Below are 20882 nucleotides of genomic sequence, written 5' to 3'. Positions count from 1 at the left end.
GCGGGAAGCGCGACGCGTCAGGCCCTGAACGGGGGCCGCGCGTCGGGAATCAGGGGTCCCTGCGTCTGCAGGGACAAGGGAGGCGGTCGGCAGGGCGATCATATGTTGATCGTCTTCGGCTTGGTGCGGCGCAGCCAGCCTGCTGTCAGCATGCGGGTGAACAGCACGGCCGTGAACACGCTGGTGGCGATGCCGATCAGCAGCACGACGGCAAAGCCCTTCACGGGGCCGGAGCCGAGCAGGAACATGATGATGCCAGAGATCGCGTGCGTCATGTTCGCCTCGAAGATCGTGCGGCTGGCTTCGGAATAGCCCAGTTCAACCGCCTGCACCACCGAGCGGCCACGATGCCGCTCCTCGCGAATGCGCTCGTTGATCAGCACGTTGGCGTCCACCGCGGTGCCGATCGTCAGCACGAAGCCCGCGATGCCCGGCAGGGTCAGCGTGCCGCCGATCAGCGCAAGCACGCCGACGATGACGAACACGTTGATGACCACGGCGAGGTTCGCATAGACGCCGAAGCGGCCATAAGTGACGAGCATGAAGGCGACGACCAGCGCCACCGCCACGGCGGAGGCCAGGATGCCGGCGCGGATCGACTCTTCGCCCAGGTCCGGGCCGACGGTCGATTCCTCCACGACCTTCAGCGCCACCGGAAGCTTGCCCGAACGCAGCGCGATCGCCAGCGCATTGGCGCTTTCCGTCGTGAAGCTGCCGGAGATCTGCGCCCGCCCGCCGGTGATTGGCTCGTTGATGTTCGGGGCGGAGATCACCTGATTGTCGAGGATGATGGCGAACGGCTTGTTCACATTCTCCTGCGTCACTCGCGCGAACTTGCGCCCGCCCTGGCTGTCGAAGGTGATGGCGACCTGCGGCTCGTTGGTCTGCTGGCTGAATTCCATCCGCGCATCGCTGAGCTGGTCGCCCGAGATGATGGCGGAGCGCTTCACGGCGATCAGCGGAATGCCGCTTGGATTGGTGGGATAGGCGAGGATCTGGCTGCCGGCCGGCGCCTGCTTGCTCGCCAGCTGCTGCGGCGTCGCCGTCTCGTCGACCAGCTTGAACTCGAGCTTCGCGGTCTTGCCCAGAAGGTCCTTCAGCGCCTGCGGGTTCTGCAGGCCGGGAACCTGCACCACGATGCGGTTCGAACCCTGACGAATGATCGTCGGCTCGCGCGTGCCCAGTTCGTCGATTCGGCGGCGGACCACTTCCGTCGCATCGCCCATGGCGGTGTCCACCGCCTGGTTCAGGCCGACCTGGGTGGGGGTGAGCACCAGCCGGCTGGTATCAACCACCTGGATGTCCCACTCGCGCTGGCCGGTCATGCCGACGCCGCCGCCGGTGATAGCGAGCAGCCGTTCGCGTGCGGCATCGACCTGCGAGGGATCGCGCAGCAGGAAGGACAGCCGGCCGCCACGCGTCGAGATGTCACCGATCTCGATCCGCGGATCCTGTCGGCGCATTTCCGTCTGCACCTGCTCGCGCATCGCCTCCAGGCGATTGGACGCAACGTCGTTCACGTCCGCCTCCAGCAGCAGATAGCTGCCGCCGGCGAGGTCGAGCCCCAAATTGATGCGGGGCAGGTTGACACCCCATTGATCGGTGATGCGCTGCGGGATCAGGCTGGGGATGGCCAGCGCGCACAGCACGGCGATCGTGAGCCAGATCGAGGCGACCTTCCAGCGCGGGAAATCGAGCATGTTGGCGGCCCAGTTCTTAGTCGTTCGCCGGCTTGGAGCCGAGCGCCGTCACCTCGGCGAGCGTCGCCTTGACGACCTTGATGCGGGTGTTCGGCGCAATCTCGACCTCGACGAACTGTTCCTCGACCTTGGTCACCTTGCCGACCACACCGCCGGCAGTGACGACCGTGTCGCCCTTCTTCACGGCGGCGACGGCATTCTGCAGCGCCTTCATCCGGCGCTGTTGCGGGCGGATCATCAGGAAATAGAAGACGATGAAGACGAGAACGAGGGGCGCGAGGCTGAGGAAGCCGGCGAGGCCCCCCTGCGCTCCGGCGCCGCTCGCCGTCTGGGCATAAGCTGGGGAAATGAACATGCCGTCCTTGCGTGCACATGGGTCATGGCGCCCGGAAACGAGCCCCACAGGAAGCCTGCGCCGCTAACATCGCTGCGCCCTTGGCGCAACTCGCCGGCGCAGGTACGTGAGGTGTCGACTGGCCCATGACAGTTCATGTCGAACGGGCACGGTGAAGAGGAGAGGTGAATGACGATCCTGGTGATGGGCACGATCAAGCTGGGCGCCGGCGAGGGCGCCAAGGCCGCGAACCTGATGGCCGAACATGCGGCAAAGGTGCGCACCGAGGAGGGATGCGAGGAATATAGCTTCGCCTTTGACGCGGCCGACCCCGATCTGGTGCGCGTCGCCGAGCGCTGGGCCAGCCCCGAGGCGCTCGCCGCTCACGGCCAGGCCGATCACCAGAAGGCATTCGGCCGTGCGCTGCGCGATCATTCGCCCAGCGCCATGTCGATCGACGCCTGGGACGGGCAGCATTGGCGCAAGCTGATCTGATCGCCGCTTGCATATTGGGCGCGCGCCGCGTAGGGGCGCGCGTCTCGGTCGGGGCGTAGCGCAGCCTGGTAGCGCATCACACTGGGGGTGTGGGGGTCGCAGGTTCGAATCCTGTCGCCCCGACCAGAGATCAAAGCCGTGAGAGCCTTCCTCATCGATGAGGGCGTGTCAGGCTCTTCAGGAAGTGAGATCGTCCAGCCGTTGCGCGCCGAGTCGCGCAGCAAGCGGCGCGCGCTCTATCGTTCCATCAGCCGCGGCATCAGTTCCACGAAGTTGCAGGGCCGGTGCCGGCTGTCGAGCTGATCGCGCAAGATCCCGTCCCAGCCATCCTTCACCGCGCCGGTCGATCCCGGCAGCGCGAAAATATAGGTGCCGCGCGCTACGCAGGCGCAGGCGCGTGATTGCACGGTGGAGGTGCCGATCGTCTGATAGGATAGCCAGCGGAACAATTCGCCAAAGCCCGGGATCATCTTGTCCGCCACTCGCTCCACCGCCTCGGGAGTCACGTCGCGGCCGGTGACGCCGGTTCCGCCGGTGGTGATCACGCAATCGACCGACTCGTCCTCGATCCACGCATGCAGCCGAGCAACGATCATGTCGGTGTCGTCGCGCAGGATCTGGCGATCGGCGAGCACATGCCCCGCATCCGACAATCGCGCCACAAGCGCGTCGCCGGATCGGTCCTCCGCCAGCCCGCGTGTGTCGGATACGGTCAGCACGGCAATGCGGACTGGGATGAACGGCAGGGACTGATCGATCGGCATGGTCATGATATCGCGCGGCCGCCGCTCGCGATCAACGATAGCGTTGCGTCCCGCTGCGGAAACGCGCGCTGCCGAAACTGTCCTCAAAGGCTCGGCCATGCTTGGGATCGGCAGGATCGCGCAGCATTGCCTTCAGCGTGACGAGTGCGGCCGGATCATTGGCGGCGATCGCGTCCGCCACCACCGCCCCGTCGCCGATCGCTTCCACCAGCCCGATGCGATGCGCCTCGGTCGCATCGATCGTCTCGGCGGTGAACAGCAGCCGCGCGGCCTGTCCCGGGCCGACCAGGGCGCTCAAACGGCCAAGATCCTCTGCGGGATAGCCGATGCCGAGCCTCGCGGGCGGGATGGCGAAGCGCGCCGCCGGGCTGGCAATCCGCAGGTCCGCCGCCAGCGCCAGCGCGAAGCCGGCGCCATGGCACCCACCCTCGATTGAAGCGACGACCGGCATGGGCAGATCCACTAGCGCGTCGGCGGCGGCGCGCAGGGCCAGACGGAACGGCGCGCGATCCTCGGGCGCATCGGCCAGCCCGGCAATCTCCTTAAGATCGGCGCCGGCCGAGAATGTGCCCGGCACTGCGGATCTGAGCAGCACCACCGCCGCATCGCGCGGCACCTGTGCCACCGCTTCGGCGAAGGCCAGCCAATGCGCGGTGCCCATGGCATTGCGGCGTTCCGGGCGGTTCATCGTCAGGCGGGTGACGGCGCCCATTCGGTCCAGCGTGATCATGCCAGCGTCGTCGCCAGCTGCCACCAATCCGCACATGTTGCCGTTACGGCGCGGCCGGCGGCGTCGCGATCCGCCGCCTCTTCGAACAGCGCGAAGCAGGTCGCGCCCGAGCCCGACATGCGCGCCAGCGTCACGCCCGGCTGCGTTTCCAGCAACGCCACGACGTCTGCTATCACTGGCGCCACCGTGCGGGCAGGGGGTTCCAGATCGTTGCGGCCGTTCTCGGGCCTGTTTGGATCGAGCGCCCCACGATCCACGCCGTCCCATCCGCGAAAAACGGCGGCGGTTGATACGCCGACTCCTGGATTGACCAGCAGGACGGGTGTTCCCTGCCAGCAACCCAGTGGCACCAGCGCGTCGCCCTTGCCCGTGCCGAAAGCCGTTTGGCCGGACAGACATGCCGGTACGTCGGCGCCTAAACCGGCGGCGATGTCTACCAGACGCGGGTCATCTGTGGGGATGCCATGCCGCCGGGCAAGCGCCCGAAGCGTGGCCGCCGCATCCGCGGATCCACCGCCGATCCCAGATGCGACGGGCAGGTTCTTTTCCAGCGTGATGTCATGCGGCTGGTCCACGGCGAAAACGGCGCGAAACGCTTGCAGCGCGCGAACCACCAGATTGTCGTCGGCGGAAGCGGGCGAAGCGCCTCCGGCTGCCGAGCCGCCCAGCGCCGCAGCGAATGGCCCGGTGATGCGGAACCGGTCCGCCGCGCCATCCACCAGCGTCACCTGATCCCCGTCACGGCAAAATGCGAACAGGGTTTCGATGTCGTGATAGCCGTCGGCACGGCGCCGGCGCACATGCAGCGCAAGGTTCAGCTTGGCCGGGGCCGGCTCCACGATCGCAGTTTGAAGGGTCATGGGCGCGGCGCTGGCCCGTTGGCGATCTTGGCGGACAGTCGCTCGGCGCTCTCCGTGTCCGCCGCCACCTTCGCGGCGCGCCAGGCGTAACGGGCGGCAAAGCGTCGCCCGATGGCCCAGTAGACGTCGCCAAGATGCTCATTCACCTCGATATCGGTTGGCGAGGCAGCGGCGGCACGCTCGATCAGCGGCAATGCGCGCTTCGGCTCCCCGGAAAGATAATAAGCCCAGCCCAGCGAGTCGGTGATCGCGGCATCCTCTGGCTTCAGCCGACTCGCCTTCTCCAGCAGCGCCTGCGCCGGGCCGACCGGCTCGCCATGCACGATCTGCGCATATCCCAGATAGTTGAGCGCCAGCGGCTCCTCCGGTGCGAGCCGCACCGCTTCCTGCAGCGCGCGATGCGCACGCGGCCAGTCGCCCGCTTCGTCCAGCGCGGCGCCATATTGCAGCCAGACGGACCAGTCGGCCGCTCCCTTCGCCTGATCGATGATGCGGCGATAAACGGGGGCGGCCTCGGCCGGCCGGTCGGCGCTCATCAGCAGATCGGCGTAGCGCTGCAAAGCGGCGGGATTTCCGCTCTTCGCCAGTACGGCGGCGTCGGTCAGCGCCTCGTCCGTGCGGTCGGCGCCGGCGAGTATCTGGATCCGCCCGCCGCGCGCCGCCTGGGCATAGGGGCTGTCGTCGCCGATCGTCGCCAACGTGGCGAGCGCCCGGTTCGTCTCACCGGCGCGGCCAAGCGCATAGCCGAGCAGCAGACGTGCGCGATCGTTGGCCGGATCGGCGATGGCGGCCGCCTGCGCCATGGCGAGTGGCAGCGGGCCGGGCGGCCCGACGATCAGGTCCGTCACCACGCGGGTGAGGAGCGCGGACATGCCGAAGCCCAGCGACGGCTTGCTGCCTGTGCCGGGCTGTGCGCGCAGCGCCGCGATCGGCGCGGCGTCCCCGGTCAGCAGGGTGCGCGCATCCGCCACCTTTCCCATGCCGATCAGCAGCCGCGCCGCGATGATCCTGATGTCTTCGCTTGCTTGGCCGGTACCCAGCACGGCGCGGAGTGTCGCCAGCCCCTCGCCGTCATGGCCCTGCGCGATGAGGATCAGGGCCCGCGTCTCGCTGGCAAAGCGGCGCGCCACCGTGTCTTCGCGCGCCGCGGCGAGCAGCGGCAGCGGATCCTCGCCGCGCGCGAAGGCCAGCCAGGCGGCAAGCGGCTGCGCCAGAACGGCGAGCTGCCCGGTGCGCAGGCGCCCGATCGCCGCTTGCGCCGCTGCCAGATCGTCGTGCGCGGCCGCGCTGGCGAGGATCAGCAGATCGGCATCTGCCGGCGCCGCCGTCCCCAGCGTCACCGCCGCGTCGAGTGCTAGCTTCAGGTCGCCGGCCGCGATCGCCTGACGATAGGCATAGGCCGCGACGCCAGCGTCGCCCGGCGTTGCGGCTAGCGCATCGGCGTAGCGACCGGCGGCCACCTGTGCCGCCCCGTCGCCATCCGCCGCGCGGGCTTGCATATAGGCGAGCAGGTCCGGCGTCGAAGCCCGGGCGGGCATCGACGCCAGGCCCAGCGCCAGCCCGGCCGCCGCCGCGCCGGTCAGCTTACATGTTCGGATAATTCGGGCCACCGCCGCCCTCGGGCACTACCCAGTTGATGTTCTGCGTCGGGTCCTTGATGTCGCAGGTCTTGCAGTGGACGCAGTTCTGCGCGTTGATCACGAACTTCGGATCGCCCGTTTCCTCGCCAACGATCTCGTACACGCCGGCGGGGCAGTAACGCTGTGCCGGCTCGTCATAGAGCGGCAGGTCGTATTCGACCGGGACATTGGGATCCTTCAGCGTCAGGTGGATCGGCTGATCCTCCTCATGATTGGTGTTCGACAGGAACACCGAGGACAGGCGATCGAAGGTCAGCACGCCATCGGGCTTGGGATAGTCGATCTTTTTCGCCAGATCCTTGCGCCACAGCGTCTCGTGGTCGGCATGCTGCTTCATGGTGAACGGCCATTTCAGGCCGAAATGCTCCATCCACATCGCGATGCCGGCAATGCCCGAGCCCATGAAGTCACCGAACTTCTTCACCAGCGGCGCGACGTTGCGGACAATCGACAGCTCCTTCTTCACCCATGAGGCGTCGAAGGCGGCGGGATAGGCGGTCAGCTCGTCGCTCTGGCGCTGCGACAGGATCGCATCCGCAGCAGCGTCGGCGGCCATCATGCCGCTCTTCATTGCCGTGTGCGTGCCCTTGATCCGCGGAACGTTAAGGAAGCCCGCGCTGTCACCGATCAGCGCGCCGCCCGGGAACACGAGCTTGGGGATCGACTGGAGCCCGCCATCCGAGATCGCGCGGGCGCCATAGCTGACGCGCTTGCCGCCCTTCAGCAGCGCGGCAATCTCCGGGTGTGTCTTCCACCGCTGCATCTCGGCGAACGGGAAGACGTAGGGGTTGGAATAGTTCAGCCAGGTGACGAGGCCGAGGCTGACCTGTCCGTTCGCCTGGTGATAGATCCAGCCGCCGCCGTTTGTCTCGCTCTCGCTGAGCGGCCAGCCCTGCGTGTGGATCACCTTGCCCGGTTCGTGCAGCGCGGGGTCGATGTCCCACAGTTCCTTGATGCCAAGGCCATAGGATTGCGGGTCGCAATCGGCGCGCAGGTCGAAGATGCGCATCAGCTCCTTAGACAGGTGCCCGCGGCAACCTTCGGAGAAGAAGGTGTATTTGGCGTGCAGCTCGAGGCCCGGCTGATAGTCGGGCTTGTGCGTGCCGTCGCGCGCCACGCCCATGTCTCCGGTGGCGACGCCCTTCACGCTGCCATCCTCGTTGAACAGGATCTCGGCCGCGGCGAAGCCCGGGAAGATCTCGACGCCCAGCTCTTCGGCCTTGCCGGCCAGCCAGCGGCACAGATTGCCCAGGCTGCCGGTATAGGTGCCCTTGTTGTGCAGGAACGGCGGGGTCCACAGGTGGGGGAGGTTGAACTTGCCGCCCTTCGTCAGCACCCAGTGGATGTTCTGAGTCACCGGCACTTCGGCCAGCGGGCAGCCGTCCTCGCGCCAGTTGGGGAGCAGCTCGTCCAGGCTGCGCGGATCGATCACCGCGCCCGACAGGATGTGCGCGCCGACCTCGCTGCCCTTTTCAAGCACGCAGACCGAAATGTCGGCCTCTTTCTCCGCCGCGAGCTGTTTCAGCCGGATCGCCGCGCTGAGGCCCGCCGGCCCCGCACCCACGATCACAACATCATACGGCATCGACTCGCGTTCGCTCATTACTCTCTCCATCTGCCAACCCGCCCATCGCCCCCGCGTTCGGGCGCATGCCGGCAACGTTCCGTCTTTCACGGCTGTCGAGCGAATTGACCGCCACGTCAACCATAAGGCTTAGTCGCCGATATATGGGGGCAGACCAGAACATCGAATGGCGGCAAGCCGCGGCAAGCGCAATGGAATGGTGGCGCGATGCCGGCGTGGACGTGCTGGTTGGCGACGAACCGTTCGACTGGCTCACGCCCGAGCCGGCGGAGCTCGTGGCCCCGCTCGCCCCGCTATCGCCCGCCCTCGCATCACTCGCCCCGGCGGCCCGCGCGGGCGAGGCGGCGCCGTCGCCGAACGTCGCGATGCCGGCCGCCATTGCCGAGCTGCTGACATGGCGCACGGGCAGCGCTGCGCCGGAGGCAGGCTGGGGCGTGCCACTGATCCCGGCGACCGGCCCGGCGGACGCCGACATCATGATCCTGATCGACTGCCCCGAGCGCGATTCGTCTGATTCGCTGCTCGGCGGAGCTGCCGGTCGCCTGTTCGACCGCATGCTGGCGGCGATCGGTCGCAGCCGCGCCGATGTCCATCTCGCCAGCCTGTGTGCCGCCCGTCCGGCAGCCGGTCGTCTGCCGCGGGACATGGAGAGCCAGCTCGCGGACATCGCGCGCCATCACGTCGCTCTTGCGGCGCCGCGGCGGCTGCTCGTGATGGGTGATGCGGCGAGCCGTGCCATTCTGTCGGCGAATGTGATGCAGGCGCGCGGACGTTTGCACGCGCTTAACCATAAGAAGGACAGTCAGGGCGAGGTCGTGGCGAGCTTCCATCCGCGCATGCTGTTGGAGCGCCCCGCCCTGAAGGCCGAGGCTTGGAAAGATTTGCAGATGTTGATGGGGGGATTGAAGTGAACCGGGTGTTGCTTGCCGCCGTGTCCATCGCTGCCATGACGCCGGCGGTGGCTGCTGCCGAGCCGTCGGCGGCGCGTGGTGCCGCCACTTCGGCCATGCCCTCGCTCCCTTCGCAGCTCACCGCCGAGCAGCGTACCCAGTATCGCGCGGTCTTCGCCGCCATCCGCGAAGAGCGCTGGCAGGACGCTCAGATCGGGCTGGACGCAATGGCGCCCGGGCCCTTGCACAGCTACGCCCGCGCCGAGCTCTACACGGCCAAGGGCTCGCCCCGTATCGAGCTCGACCCGCTCGTCCGCCTCCTGACCGAGGCGCCGGAACTGCCGCAGGCGGAGGCGATTGCCCGCCTTGCCAAGGTGCGCGGTGCCGCGGAGCTGCCGCAGCTTCCCGTGCATCAGCGGCTCATCTGGCAGGACGGCGCCCCGATCCGCGTTCGTGCCAAGGCCACCCGCAGCGATGCGATCGCCGCCGACCTCGCCGATCGCATGCAGCCGTATGTGAAAGGCGACATGGGGCGGGAGGCCGAGGCCCTGCTCGAGTCCACCGGCGGCCTGACGCCCGAAGCGACCACCGAATGGCAATCGCGCGTGGCGTGGATCTATTTCCTTCAGGGGCTGGACGGCGATGCGCGTCGCCTGGGAGACAAGGCGGCCGCAGGGCAGGGCGATTGGGCCACCCATGCGCGCTGGACCTCCGCGCTCGCGGCCTGGCGGCAGAATGATTGCGCCGCTGCGGCGGAGGGCTTCCAGTCCGTCTCGGCCAGTGCCGGCGATACCGACATGCGCGCCGCCGGCCTCTACTGGGCGAGCCGCGCAGACATGACCTGCGGCCGTCCGGACCGGATCGAGGCGCGGCTGAAGAGTGCGGCGCAATATGGCGAGACCTTCTACGGCCAGCTGGCGCGCCAGTCGCTCGGCATGCAGACCGCGGCGGTCAAGCCGCAGAAGGTGACCAGCGACTGGGCGAACCTGGAGCGTCGGCCGAATGTACGCGTCGCGGCGGCACTGGCGGAGATCGGCGAAACCGAGGCCGCCGATCAGGTGATCCGTCAGCAGGCGAAGATCGGCCCGGCGACGGAGTTCGCCAGCCTGATGCGCGTGACGGAGCAGATGAACCTGCCGGCGAGCGTGGTCTGGCTTGCGCATAACTGCCCGCAGGGTTTCGTCGCCACGGCGGAGACGCGTTATCCCACGCCGAACTGGACGCCCGACACCGGCTGGCGGATCGACAAGGCACTGGTCTACGCCCATACGCTGCAGGAATCGGGCTTCCGCAACAAGGTGGTGTCGCCGGCCGGCGCTTATGGCCTGATGCAGATCATGCCCGCCGCCGCGACCGATTACATGCGCGAGCGCGGCATATCGGTCGACAAGTCGGCGCTGACCCGCCCGTCGACCAATATCGACATCGGTCAGCGGCACCTGGAAAAACTGCGTGACATGGGGCTGACCCAGGGCCTGCTGCCCAAGGTGATCGCTGCCTATAATGCCGGGCCGAAGCCGGTCGGCGAGTGGAACTCGCTGGTTCGCGACAATGGCGATCCGCTGCTTTACATCGAAAGCATCCCTTATTGGGAGACGCGTGGCTATGTCGTCACCGTCATGCGCAATTACTGGATGTATGAGGGGCAGACCGGGCGCAAGCAGTCGGTCAGCCGCGCTGCACTCGCGCAGGGCATGTGGCCGCGTTTTCCTGGCATGAAGGGCGATCCGGCGATCCGCATCGCCAATCGCCCGGCGGGGAACACGGTTGCTGCCAATGCCGCCGTATCCCCCGCATCGACCACCACGGTCGCTAGCGCGCCCTGACGTCGGCTGGGGGCTCGTCACCCACGCCATGTGCGAGGCCTGTGCGACGCCTATAGCGCCCGCCAGCTGTGTCGTGCCGGCGTTGTGCCGGGATCCACTGCTCAGCGTACATGACTGCTCATGCTTTGCAGGCCGATGGCGTCGGGGGCATGTCTAGGGATTGACCCAGGCTCCTGGAGGCACCTCCCCGGCGAAGGCCGGGGGCTAGGTGGGAAAGCGTTGGCAAAATCCGGTGTGCCCGCCAGCTTTGTCGCGCAACTGGGCCCCTGCCTTCGTCGGGGAGGCGGATCAATCTGGCTGGATCAAACCCTAGCTAAAGCGCTTCGTCCAACAAAATACCTCTGTTCCACTCTTGTTCCATCGGAACAAAGGTAATACATGGCGTTCACGCGTTGAACGGTTCGCGCGCTTGCTTTAGCGAAAGGGCTTATCAATGGCCGCCAATCTGAAGGTGATCCCGAACAACATGGCAAGCGCGAACTCGGATCGTCAAAAGGCGCTCGACGCCGCCCTCGCGCAGATTGATCGCGCGTTCGGCAAGGGCTCGGCAATGAAGCTGGGCCAGAAGGAGGCGATGAAGGTCGAGGTGGTGTCGACCGGCAGCCTCGGGCTGGACATTGCGCTTGGCGTCGGCGGCTTGCCGCGCGGCCGTATTGTCGAGATCTTCGGCCCGGAATCCTCGGGCAAGACCACGCTCGCGCTACACGCCATTGCTGAGGCGCAGAAGGCGGGCGGCATGGCCGCGTTCGTCGACGCGGAACACGCGCTTGATCCCAGCTATGCCAAGAAGCTTGGCGTCGACATTGATGAGCTGATCGTTTCCCAGCCCGACACCGGCGAGCAGGCGCTGGAAATCGTCGACACGCTGGTGCGCTCCAACGCCATCGACGTGCTGGTGGTCGACTCGGTCGCCGCGCTGGTGCCGCGTGCGGAAATCGAGGGTGAGATGGGCGACAGCCACGTCGGCCTCCAGGCCCGCCTGATGAGCCAGGCGCTGCGCAAGCTGACCGGCACGATCAGCCGTTCGCGCTGCCTCGTCATCTTCATCAACCAGATCCGCATGAAGATCGGTGTGATGTACGGCTCGCCCGAGACCACGACCGGCGGCAATGCGCTGAAGTTCTACGCCTCCGTGCGTCTCGACGTGCGCCGCACCGGCTCGATCAAGGATCGTGACGAGGCGACCGGCAACCAGACCCGCGTGAAGGTGGTGAAGAACAAGGTCGCGCCGCCGTTCAAGCAGGTCGAGTTCGACATCATGTTCGGCGAAGGCATTTCCAAGCTCGGCGAGGTCATCGACCTTGGCGTGAAGGCCGGGCTCGTCGAAAAGTCCGGTTCCTGGTTCAGCTATGATTCGATCCGCATCGGCCAGGGCCGGGAGAATGCGAAGAATTACCTGCGGGAGAACAAGGAAGTCGCAGAGCGTCTGGAGCGGTCCATCCGCATGCGCCAGGAAGGCCTCAGCGAGGAGCTGATGGCTGGTCCGTCGGAAGACGACGACATCTGATCCGCCGCCCGCGGCAGACATCATGAAGGGTCGGTCACCGTCAGGTGATCGGCCCTTTGTTTGTTGCGGGCCCTCTCATCAGCAGGCCGCATCGCGGTGCGTTGCTACAAAAGAGCAGGCGCGACGTCCGAAGCATCAGATCTAAATCACCGCCCTCGTAGGCGCGACGTTGCAGATCCCACCTCCTCATGTCGGGCTTGGCCCGCCATCCCCAAGGCCGCTGAGGATCTGCGGCGGAGAACCCTTGCCCACGTAAGAAAGTGGCGGAGACTCGACCGATCCCGCGCGCATTTGCGCGATAACGCGGGTGGGCGTCCCGTTCTCCGCCGTCAGCGGGCTCTGGCGCCCTGCGCCGATTTCCCCGGATCATAAGATCCACCAAATGGCAGACCGCACGCGCTGGTCCGACCACATGCGATCTTCGCAAGCTATTCCGCAGCCATTCTTTTTGGCCACGCATGCGCAAAGGACTGATCTCGTCCGCGCTCCTGGACGCCGCGGGCCTTACAAGCCGGCCCATCGGGATGGGCGCGCTCCCACGATGCCCGACAGCCACGACATCCGCGTCACCGTCGCTGCCCTTTCCCTTTGCCAGTCGGCACGGCACATCCGTTTCGACAATGAAAGGACCATGTTCATGACCGCCGCTCCTGACTGGCAGACTCGTGTCGGCGACGTCTGGGCCGCCGAGTGGCGCCGTACGGATCGCAGCTTCGCCGCGCTCTCGCGCCAGCTTGACGCCGCTATCCTCGCCCTCGCTCCCGAAACCGGCCATGCCGTCGATCTGGGCTGCGGCGCCGGGGTCACCAGCCTCGCCTTGGCTGCGGCACGCCCTGGACTCGACATCCTGGGTGTCGATCTTTCCGCCGCCCTGATTGCCGTGGCGCAGGAGCGGGCGGCGCAGCATGGGCTGGATAATCTGCGCTTCGCCACCGGCATGGTGCCGCAGGCGCTGGATGCCCATGCCCCGTTTGACCTGGCCGTCTCGCGTCACGGCGTCATGTTCTTCGATGATCCCGCCGCCGCCTTCCGCGGCATTGCGGCGGCCCTGAGCCCGGGAGCGCCTCTGGTCTTCTCCTGCTTCCGTGGCGCGGCAGAGAACCCCTGGGCCTCGCGCACCATCGCGGCAATCGGCGGCCGGCTCGATTCACCGATCGGCTACGCTCCCGGTCCCTTTGCCTTTGCCGATCCTGATCGGGTGGAACGGCTGCTGCTGGACGCCGGCTTCGTCGATGTGGCGCTGACGCCCACCGATTATCTTTATCGTGCCGGCGAGGGGCGGGACGCCGCCGGCGATGCTGCCGATTTCTTCCGGCGCATCGGCCCCGTGTCCCGCGCGCTTGCCGAAGCCGCTGATGCCGACCGCCCGGCACTGCTGGAGCGGTTGCGCGTTGTGCTTGCCGAACAGGTGACGGGGGAGGTGCTGGACTTTCCCGCCGCTGCCTGGATCGTCACGGCGCACGCGCGGGGGAAAGCCACATGATCATCGTTCACCATCTGGAAAATTCTCGGTCGCAGCGGGTGCTGTGGATGCTGGAGGAACTGGCGCTCCCCTATGAAGTGCGCCGCTACGAACGCGACAAGAAGACGATGCTCGCCCCGCCGGAGCTTCGCAAGGTGCATCCGCTCGGCAAGTCTCCGGTGATCGAGGACAGCGGCGATGGCGGGCGCGTGATCGCGGAAACAGGCGCGATCGTCGAATATCTGGTCGACAAGGCCGACGGTCGGCTCGGTGCGCCGGCGAACCGGACGGCGGCGCTCGATTACCGCTACTGGCTTCACTATGCCGAAGGCTCGCTGATGCCGCCGCTGCTCGTCACCCTGGTGCTCAGCCGCGTGCCCTTGTTCGGCAAGACGGCGCAGAAGCGGATCCGCCCCTGGATCGAGACCCATCTCGATTTCGTGGAGGCGCATCTGTCCAGGCATCAATGGTTCGCCGGCGATGCGCTCACCGCGGCAGACGTGATGATGAGCTTTCCGCTGGAGGCGGCACGCACTCGTGCCGGCCTGAATGCCTCCCGTCCCGCGACGATTGCCTGGCTGGAAAAGGTCCACGCTCGCCCGGCCTATCAGGCGGCGCTGCGCGCGGGAGGACTGTATGATTATGCCTGAGCCGCGAAGGGCCTGACGCGCGCGGGAGGGAAGGGCGCGGCGCTCGTCAGGCGCCCGCCGCCGTCGCCTGCCGCGCCCGTTTCACCCCGGCATATCGCACCCGCTCAGGCGTGCCGGTCGGCCGTGCCGAGCGACGGCGTGTCGTGCAGGCTGTCCGTGGCATGCGCCGGGCCATGCCCGCTCGGCGCGGCGGGGCCCTCGATGGCATCCGGCTCGAGCGGATCGAGCTTGCCCTCCCATTTCGCGATCACCGCGCTCGCCACCGCATTGCCGACGACGTTGGTGGCGGAACGGCCCATGTCGAGGAAATGGTCGATCCCCAGGATCAGCAGCAGCCCGGCCTCCGGGATGTTGAAAAAGCCAAGCGTTGCCGCAATCACCACCAGGCTGGCGCGCGGCACGCCGGCGATCCCCTTGCTGGTGATCATCAGCACCAGCAGCATGGTGATCTCCTGCCCGAGGCTGAGATCGATGCCATAGGCCTGCGCGATGAAGATCGTCGCGAAGGTCATGTAGATCATCGAGCCGTCGAGGTTGAAGCTATATCCCAGCGGCAGCACGAAGCTGGCAATGCGCGGCGGCACGCCGAACTTGTCCAGCGCCTCCAGCGTGCGCGGATAGGCCGCTTCGGACGACGCGGTGGAGAAGGCGAGCAGCAGCGGCTCGCGCACATAGCGCACCAGCAAGGTCGTGCGGCGGCCAACGATCACGTAGCAAATGCCGATCAGCAGCAGCCACAGGATGATCATGCCAAGGTAGAAGGTGCCCATGAAATAGGCGAGATTGCCGATGATCGACGGTCCGCGCTCGGCCAACGTGCCGGTCACCGCGGCGAACACCGCGAGGGGTGCCAAGCGCATGACATAATTGGTGACGGTCAGCATCACCTGCACCAGCGCCTCGATCCCGCGCACCAGCGGCGCGGCCTTCTCGCCCACCGCCGTGATGGCGACGCCGATGAAGATCGAGAAGATCACGATCTGGAGAATCTCATTCTTCGCCATCGCGTCGATGCCGGAAGCGGGGAAGACGTGGGTGAAGAAGTCCTTCAGGTTGAAGGCCGCCTTTTCCACCCCGCTTGCCTCGGTCACCGGCGGGATCGGGAAATCGAGGCCGACGCCCGGCTGAAACAGGTTCACGAGGAACAGGCCGAGCGTGAGGCTGACCAGGCTGGCACAGATGAACCAACCGACCGCGCGGATGCCGATCCGCCCCAGCGCCGCGGTGTCGCCCATATGCGCGATGCCCGCCACGAGGGTCGCGAAGACCAGAGGCGCGATGATCATCTTGATCAGCCGCAGGAACACCGCCGTGACGATCGAGAAATAGCCGGCGATCTCGCTCAGCCGGGCGGCGGCGGCCGGCGAGCCATCGTCGATCAGCCCGTTCAGCGACAGGCCGAGCACGATTCCCGCCACCAGGCCGATCATGATATACAGGGTCAGCCGCTTGGCCATGTATGCTCCGTCATCGTGGAACCGCCGCATCCCTGGATTGCACCCTGTCGGCGCTCCTTCGGGAAGGATGCGGCTCTTCGGCAGGCATGCGGCGGACGGCGACGGCTGTTTTGCACGGTGAAGGGGATTGCCGGGGCTAGGTCAAGCCCGCGCATCAATCGCGCAGCACCGATGGCGTCGCGATCGCCTTGCCAAAACGGCCGATATGTGGCGACAGCGCCGCACTTTACGGCCCTGCTCCCGCCGTCACAGACCGCTGTTGCCAAATTTACCTGAGTTGAAACAAGCAATGCCGGCGCCCCAGCGGAGGCCGGGGCGCTGGTCCGGATCAGGTGAATCTGGCTCTAGCTGCGCGGCCCCCACAGGATGGTCGCCGCACCGACCAGGCAGATACCGGCACCGGTCAAGTCCCAGCGATCCGGCCGCACGCCCTCCGCCAGCCAGAGCCACACCAATGCCGTGGCGATATAGACGCCGCCGTAAATGGCATAGGTGCGGCCGGCGTGATCGGCATCCACCAGCGTCAGCAGATAGGCGAAGAGGCACAGGGCGGCGACACCGGGCACCAGCCACCACGGCGACCGATCGAGCCTCAGCCATGCCCAGAAGCTGAAGCAGCCGGCAATCTCCGCCACGGCCGCACCGATAAAGGCAAAAAGGGACATGCGTTCGCTTGTGCCGCAAGCGGAACGGCCGGGCCAGCCGCCCGCTGATCATCGTGCAGGGAACGATCGCGGCGGCGCTTCGCTCTTGGGCCAAGAGGAGATGACGGACCATGGAAGACGCACGCATCTGGAGCTTCGAGAAGAGCCTGTGGACCGGCGACGCGGATGTCTATCGCGAGCTGGTCGATGATGAATGCGTCATGGTGCTGCCGGCGCAACCCTTCGTGTACAAGTCAGACGCCGCGATCGAGGCGGTGGCGAATACACCCCGCTGGTCGGATGTCGACTTCAGCGAACAGCAGGTGATGCGCCCGCAGGAAGGGCTGATCACCATCGCATACAAGGCAGCGGCTCACCGCGATGGCGAGGATTATGTCGCTTATTGCACCACCACGATGCGGCGGCTGGAGCATGATGTCTGGCGGGTGGTTCAGCATCAACAGACGCTGCCCCCGATCGCGGGCGGCGCCGCCGAAGGCTGAGCGGCCCATCCCACAATATGGCGTCATGCTGAGTGCGTTCAGCGTCCACCGTGCCGCTACTGCGTGATCCAGCCAGTTTGATCCGCCTCCCCGGCGAAGGCCGGGGCCAGTTTCGGAACAAGGCTGGCACGCAATGCGATGCCGAGGACGATGTCGCCTATTCCACCACCACGATGCGGCGGCTCGAGCATGATGTCTGTCGGGTTGGGCAGCGTCAGCAGTCGATGCCCCGATCCTAGGCGCCGCGGCCAAGGGCTGAGCCGCGCATCCGTGACGGCCTAGGGAGAAGGGCAGCACCGTCATCTGCCCCAACCACGCGCGCACGACATCCCGCCCGAACACAAACGCTAGTCACCGCGCGCATCCCCTATTAAGTCGCGGGTCATGACCTCGACGAATGACATCCGCCGCAGCTTCCTCGATTACTTCGGCTCGGCCGGGCACAGCATCGTGCCCTCGGCGCCCCTGGTGCCGCAGAACGATCCCACGTTGATGTTCGTCAACGCGGGCATGGTGCCGTTCAAGAATGTCTTCACCGGGCTCGAGACCCGCCCTTATTCCACCGCGGTCAGCGCGCAGAAGTGCGTGCGCGCGGGCGGCAAGCACAATGATCTCGACAATGTCGGCTATACCGCCCGGCATCACACCTTCTTCGAGATGCTCGGCAATTTCTCGTTCGGCGATTACTTCAAGGAACAGGCGATCACCCACGCCTGGACGCTGCTGACCAAGGAATGGGGGCTCCCCGCCGATAAGCTGACCGCAACCGTCTATCACACCGACGATCAGGCATTCGATTTGTGGAAGAAGATCGCCGGTCTTCCCGATCACCGCATCATTCGCATCCCGACCAAGGACAATTTCTGGGCGATGGGCTCGGATGGTCCGTGCGGGCCGTGCAGTGAAATCTTCTACGATCATGGCGATCATATCCCTGGTGGCCCTCCCGGCTCGCCGGACGAGGATGGCGACCGCTTCGTCGAGGTGTGGAACCTCGTCTTCATGCAATTCCTGCAGGAAGCCGACACGATCGTCGGCGATCTGCCGCGCCCGTCCATCGACACCGGCATGGGGCTGGAGCGGATCGCAGCCGTCATGCAGGGCGTGCACGACAATTATGATACGGACACGTTCAAGGCGCTGATCGCCGCGTCGGGGGCGCTGACCCATACGCCGACGACCGGGGACAATCAGGCGAGCCACCGCGTGATCGCCGATCACCTGCGCACGTCCGGCTTCCTCGTCGCCGATGGCGTGCTGCCGGCCAACGACGGTCGCGGCTACGTTCTTCGTCGCATCATGCGCCGCGCGATGCGCCATGCGCATCTGCTCGGCGCCAAGGAGCCGTTGATGCACCGCCTGGTGCCGGCGCTGGTCGCCGAGATGGGCGCCGCTTACCCTGAACTCGTCCGCGCCCAGCCGCTGATCGAGGCGACGTTGCAGCAGGAGGAAACGCGCTTCCGCCAGACGCTCGACAAGGGCCTGAAGCTGCTCGACGAGGCGACGGCGGGCATGAAGCCGGGCGACGTGCTGCCGGGCGAAACCGCGTTCAAGCTCTACGACACCTTCGGCTTCCCCTATGATCTGACGGAAGACGCGCTGCGCGCCCAGTCGTTCGGCGTCGACCGGCTCGGCTTTGACGCCGCCATGGCCGAGCAGAAGCGCGCCGCTCGTGCTGCGTGGAAGGGTTCGGGTGCCAAGGCGTCCGACGAATTGTGGTTCGACCTTGCCGAGGAAGTCGGCGCGACCGAGTTCACCGGCTATGCCAGCGATGTGGGCGAGGGCGTGGTGCTTGCGCTCGTCAAGGATGGCACGCGGGTGCAGAAGGCGGCGGCCGGCGACGAGGTCGACGTGATCGTCAACCAGACGCCCTTTTATGGCGAAAGTGGCGGGCAGGTCGGTGATGCCGGCACGATCGGCAGCGACAATGGCCTGGCTGCCGAAGTGCGCGATACGTCCAAGCAGCTCGGCAAGCTCTGGGTCCATCACGCGACGCTCAGCGCCGGCGAGATCAAGGTCGGCGATACGGTGAAGCTCGCGATCGACGTCGCCCGCCGCGCCGCGATCCGCGCCAACCATTCCGCCACTCACCTGCTGCATGAGGCTTTGCGCAAGCGGCTCGGCACCCATGTCGCGCAGAAGGGCTCGCTTGTTGCGCCCGATCGCCTGCGTTTCGACGTCAGCCATTCAAGTGCGATGAGCGCCGAGGAACTGGCCGATGCCGAAGCTGCGGTGAACGCCAAGATCCGCCAGAACGGCGCCGTCACCACCCGGCTGATGACGCCGGACGATGCGATCGCGATGGGCGCGATGGCGCTGTTCGGCGAAAAGTACGGCGACGAGGTTCGCGTCGTGTCGATGGGCACCGCGGATGGCGGCGAAACCTATTCGATCGAGCTTTGCGGCGGCACCCATGTCAATGCGCTGGGCGACATCGGCCTGTTCAAGGTGATCGGCGAAGGTGCGGTTTCGTCTGGCGTCCGCCGGGTCGAGGCGCTGACCGGCGAGGCCGCGCGTGCCTATCTCTCGGCTCGCGACGACAAGCTGCGCGAGGCCGCGTCTGCGCTGCGTACCACGCCTGATGAGGTGCCGGGCCGCGTCGCGTCGCTGCTGGAGGAGAAGCGCCGGCTGGAGCGTGAGCTTGCCGAGGCCAAGAAGGCATTGGCGATGGGCGGCGGCGCCGGTGGTGCGCCGGCCGGTCCGGAAAGTGTCGGCGGCGTGGCATTTGTCGGCCAAGTGCTGAACGGCTTCGAGGCCAAGGGTCTGCGCGGCGCTGTGGACGATGCCAAGAAGCGGATCGGCTCGGGTGTCGCGGCGCTGGTCGCGGTGAACGATGGCCGCGCGACCGTCGCGGTTGGCGTCACGGATGATCTGGTCGCTACCTACAATGCGGTCGATCTGGTGAAGCGCGCCGTGGCGGCGGTCGGTGGCCACGGCGGCGGCGGGCGGCCCGACATGGCGCAGGGCGGCGGCCCGGATGGTGACAAGGCCGATGAGGCGCTGTCGGCAGTGCGCGTGGCGCTGGAAGAGGCAAAAGCGGTCGCCTGAGGCACTGACTGACGGCGCCGCGCCTTCCCGAACGCGCGACGTCCGACAATGCTGGCCGTAAATCTCCGGTTCCGGCCTGTTTTGCTCTGAAAGCAGGCCGTAGAATAAGGCCGCGGGGCTGATCTGCCCCGCGGCCGTTCGTTCATTTGGGGGCCATTGCCGCGTCAAGCTGCGCGGCGGTCATGCCGATCGTCACGCCCTTGGGGCCCGGGCCGAACGATCCGATCGGCAGCCGGGCGTCGCCCTTCGCCGTGGTGAGCGTCACGAATTCCGCTTCCACGGCCTTGATCGTCCCGAGCGACGTGCCGGCCACGCCGTATACGGTGGCGCCCGTCGTCAGCTGCGACTGGAAGCTCTGCGCGGCCTGCGCGGCGCCCTGTCCAGCTGCCGCTTCCAGCTCTGCCTTGGTCATGGCAAGTACCGGACCATTGGGCCCTTTTCCGAAAGAGCTGAGCGGAATTGCCGCCTTGACGGTGCCCGTGTCGACCACCGCATTGGTGCCGTCCGTGGAGGCGACGGTGCCGACGGTGCCGCCCTGCGCGTCATAGATGGTGGCGCCGACCGTGGGCGCAGCGCCGGCCGCCGGGGCTGCCGCGGCGGTTGCAGGAGCGGCAGGGGCGGGTGCCTGGGTGTCCTGCGCATTGGCGGCAAGCGGCGTGGCCGCAGCAAGCAGCAGAAATGCGTAACGGTGCATGGTCACTCCTCGTGATTGTTCAACATGGCAACGAGGCCGCCGCGTACCGGTTCCGCGCAAGCCACACTCGGCGGGTCGAGCCCTTCGGAGGGT

General features: G+C 66.8%; 18 protein-coding genes and 1 tRNA gene. 9 read left to right on the top strand and 10 right to left on the bottom strand.

Features of this window, described 5'->3' with window-relative positions:
- Positions 1-98 precede the first annotated feature (98 nt).
- Positions 99-1700, bottom strand: coding sequence for a protein translocase subunit SecD (gene secD, locus BMX36_RS08605; protein WP_093064504.1), 1602 nt, complete (start codon positions 1698-1700; stop codon positions 99-101).
- Between the two features lie 16 nt (positions 1701-1716).
- A complete protein-coding gene (gene yajC / locus BMX36_RS08600) occupies positions 1717-2055 on the bottom strand; it encodes a preprotein translocase subunit YajC (RefSeq protein WP_066777046.1) in 339 nt (112 codons plus the stop codon).
- A 168-nt stretch (positions 2056-2223) separates the two neighbouring features.
- Here yajC and BMX36_RS08595 point away from each other — a divergent pair, with 168 nt between their 5' ends.
- Both BMX36_RS08595 and BMX36_RS08590 read left to right on the top strand, forming a co-directional pair.
- The gene (locus BMX36_RS08595; protein ID WP_066777043.1) at positions 2224-2529 is read left to right on the top strand and encodes a putative quinol monooxygenase; all 306 of its coding nucleotides are present in this window, start codon (positions 2224-2226) and stop codon (positions 2527-2529) included.
- 49 nt (positions 2530-2578) lie between these two features.
- Positions 2579-2655 (top strand) — tRNA-Pro (locus BMX36_RS08590).
- Between the two features lie 110 nt (positions 2656-2765).
- Here BMX36_RS08590 and moaB read toward each other — a convergent pair.
- The 5 genes from moaB to BMX36_RS08565 are packed head-to-tail and all read right to left on the bottom strand — an operon-like array spanning position 2766 to position 8126.
- The gene (gene moaB, locus BMX36_RS08585; protein ID WP_066777138.1) at positions 2766-3293 is read right to left on the bottom strand and encodes a molybdenum cofactor biosynthesis protein B; all 528 of its coding nucleotides are present in this window, start codon (positions 3291-3293) and stop codon (positions 2766-2768) included.
- Between the two features lie 31 nt (positions 3294-3324).
- Positions 3325-4023, bottom strand: a complete 699-nt coding sequence (locus tag BMX36_RS08580; protein ID WP_093064502.1) for an enoyl-CoA hydratase/isomerase family protein — start codon at positions 4021-4023, stop codon at positions 3325-3327.
- The gene (locus BMX36_RS08575) at positions 4020-4883 is read right to left on the bottom strand and encodes a 4-(cytidine 5'-diphospho)-2-C-methyl-D-erythritol kinase (RefSeq protein ID WP_093064500.1); all 864 of its coding nucleotides are present in this window, start codon (positions 4881-4883) and stop codon (positions 4020-4022) included. The genes BMX36_RS08580 and BMX36_RS08575 overlap by 4 nt, the downstream gene beginning before the upstream one ends.
- Complete coding sequence (locus tag BMX36_RS08570) at positions 4880-6493, bottom strand: tetratricopeptide repeat protein (RefSeq protein ID WP_256210704.1); 1614 nt, start codon at positions 6491-6493, stop codon at positions 4880-4882. Before BMX36_RS08570 ends, BMX36_RS08575 begins: the two co-directional genes overlap by 4 nt.
- On the bottom strand, positions 6468-8126 hold the full coding sequence (locus BMX36_RS08565; protein WP_093064498.1) for an electron transfer flavoprotein-ubiquinone oxidoreductase: 1659 nt from the start codon (positions 8124-8126) through the stop codon (positions 6468-6470). The genes BMX36_RS08570 and BMX36_RS08565 overlap by 26 nt, the downstream gene beginning before the upstream one ends.
- Positions 8127-8251: 125 nt before the next feature.
- On the opposite strand from BMX36_RS08565, the gene BMX36_RS08560 reads away from it, so the two are divergent.
- From BMX36_RS08560 to BMX36_RS08540, 5 genes are all read left to right on the top strand, one after another.
- On the top strand, positions 8252-9019 hold the full coding sequence (locus BMX36_RS08560) for a uracil-DNA glycosylase (protein WP_093064496.1): 768 nt from the start codon (positions 8252-8254) through the stop codon (positions 9017-9019).
- Between the two features lie 35 nt (positions 9020-9054).
- A complete protein-coding gene (locus tag BMX36_RS08555) occupies positions 9055-10824 on the top strand; it encodes a lytic transglycosylase domain-containing protein (protein WP_093065410.1) in 1770 nt (589 codons plus the stop codon).
- Positions 10825-11257: 433 nt separating this feature from the next.
- Entirely contained in the window at positions 11258-12331 is a 1074-nt protein-coding gene (recA, locus tag BMX36_RS08550; RefSeq protein WP_066777025.1) for a recombinase RecA, read from the top strand.
- Between the two features lie 541 nt (positions 12332-12872).
- A complete protein-coding gene (locus BMX36_RS08545; RefSeq protein ID WP_256210703.1) occupies positions 12873-13814 on the top strand; it encodes a class I SAM-dependent methyltransferase in 942 nt (313 codons plus the stop codon).
- Positions 13811-14443, top strand: a complete 633-nt coding sequence (locus BMX36_RS08540) for a glutathione S-transferase family protein (protein WP_093064494.1) — start codon at positions 13811-13813, stop codon at positions 14441-14443. The genes BMX36_RS08545 and BMX36_RS08540 overlap by 4 nt, the downstream gene beginning before the upstream one ends.
- Positions 14444-14547: 104 nt before the next feature.
- Here BMX36_RS08540 and BMX36_RS08535 read toward each other — a convergent pair whose 3' ends face one another.
- Together BMX36_RS08535 and BMX36_RS08530 are read right to left on the bottom strand one after the other, a co-directional pair.
- Entirely contained in the window at positions 14548-15900 is a 1353-nt protein-coding gene (locus tag BMX36_RS08535; RefSeq protein ID WP_066777128.1) for a dicarboxylate/amino acid:cation symporter, read from the bottom strand.
- 344 nt (positions 15901-16244) lie between these two features.
- Entirely contained in the window at positions 16245-16565 is a 321-nt protein-coding gene (locus tag BMX36_RS08530; RefSeq protein ID WP_093064492.1) for a YnfA family protein, read from the bottom strand.
- 110 nt (positions 16566-16675) lie between these two features.
- Between BMX36_RS08530 and BMX36_RS08525 the strand changes: the two genes are divergently transcribed.
- Positions 16676-17047 (top strand): DUF4440 domain-containing protein, encoded by a 372-nt coding sequence (locus BMX36_RS08525; protein ID WP_066777019.1) that lies wholly within the window; start codon positions 16676-16678, stop codon positions 17045-17047.
- A gap of 384 nt (positions 17048-17431) precedes the next feature.
- Complete coding sequence (gene alaS / locus BMX36_RS08520; RefSeq protein WP_093064490.1) at positions 17432-20095, top strand: alanine--tRNA ligase; 2664 nt, start codon at positions 17432-17434, stop codon at positions 20093-20095.
- Positions 20096-20237: 142 nt separating this feature from the next.
- Here the strand turns inward: alaS and BMX36_RS08515 are convergent, their stop codons facing one another.
- Complete coding sequence (locus BMX36_RS08515; RefSeq protein ID WP_066777012.1) at positions 20238-20789, bottom strand: hypothetical protein; 552 nt, start codon at positions 20787-20789, stop codon at positions 20238-20240.
- Positions 20790-20882 lie beyond the last annotated feature (93 nt).

The organism is Sphingomonas sp. OV641 (assembly GCF_900109205.1).
Taxonomy (GTDB): domain Bacteria; phylum Pseudomonadota; class Alphaproteobacteria; order Sphingomonadales; family Sphingomonadaceae; genus Sphingomonas.
Note: the sequence above shows the minus strand (reverse complement) of the source record. Positions and strands in the feature narration are given on the sequence as shown.

Coding starts and splice junctions, on each gene's coding strand:
- secD (WP_093064504.1), bottom strand. CDS start 1,700: ATGCTCGATTTCCCGCGCTGGAAGGTCGCCTCGATCTGGCTCACGATC.
- yajC (WP_066777046.1), bottom strand. CDS start 2,055: ATGTTCATTTCCCCAGCTTATGCCCAGACGGCGAGCGGCGCCGGAGCG.
- BMX36_RS08595 (WP_066777043.1), top strand. CDS start 2,224: ATGACGATCCTGGTGATGGGCACGATCAAGCTGGGCGCCGGCGAGGGC.
- moaB (WP_066777138.1), bottom strand. CDS start 3,293: ATGCCGATCGATCAGTCCCTGCCGTTCATCCCAGTCCGCATTGCCGTG.
- BMX36_RS08580 (WP_093064502.1), bottom strand. CDS start 4,023: ATGATCACGCTGGACCGAATGGGCGCCGTCACCCGCCTGACGATGAAC.
- BMX36_RS08575 (WP_093064500.1), bottom strand. CDS start 4,883: ATGACCCTTCAAACTGCGATCGTGGAGCCGGCCCCGGCCAAGCTGAAC.
- BMX36_RS08565 (WP_093064498.1), bottom strand. CDS start 8,126: ATGAGCGAACGCGAGTCGATGCCGTATGATGTTGTGATCGTGGGTGCG.
- BMX36_RS08560 (WP_093064496.1), top strand. CDS start 8,252: ATGGGGGCAGACCAGAACATCGAATGGCGGCAAGCCGCGGCAAGCGCA.
- BMX36_RS08555 (WP_093065410.1), top strand. CDS start 9,055: ATGACGCCGGCGGTGGCTGCTGCCGAGCCGTCGGCGGCGCGTGGTGCC.
- recA (WP_066777025.1), top strand. CDS start 11,258: ATGGCCGCCAATCTGAAGGTGATCCCGAACAACATGGCAAGCGCGAAC.
- BMX36_RS08545 (WP_256210703.1), top strand. CDS start 12,873: ATGCCCGACAGCCACGACATCCGCGTCACCGTCGCTGCCCTTTCCCTT.
- BMX36_RS08540 (WP_093064494.1), top strand. CDS start 13,811: ATGATCATCGTTCACCATCTGGAAAATTCTCGGTCGCAGCGGGTGCTG.
- BMX36_RS08535 (WP_066777128.1), bottom strand. CDS start 15,900: ATGGCCAAGCGGCTGACCCTGTATATCATGATCGGCCTGGTGGCGGGA.
- BMX36_RS08530 (WP_093064492.1), bottom strand. CDS start 16,565: ATGTCCCTTTTTGCCTTTATCGGTGCGGCCGTGGCGGAGATTGCCGGC.
- BMX36_RS08525 (WP_066777019.1), top strand. CDS start 16,676: ATGGAAGACGCACGCATCTGGAGCTTCGAGAAGAGCCTGTGGACCGGC.
- alaS (WP_093064490.1), top strand. CDS start 17,432: ATGACCTCGACGAATGACATCCGCCGCAGCTTCCTCGATTACTTCGGC.
- BMX36_RS08515 (WP_066777012.1), bottom strand. CDS start 20,789: ATGCACCGTTACGCATTTCTGCTGCTTGCTGCGGCCACGCCGCTTGCC.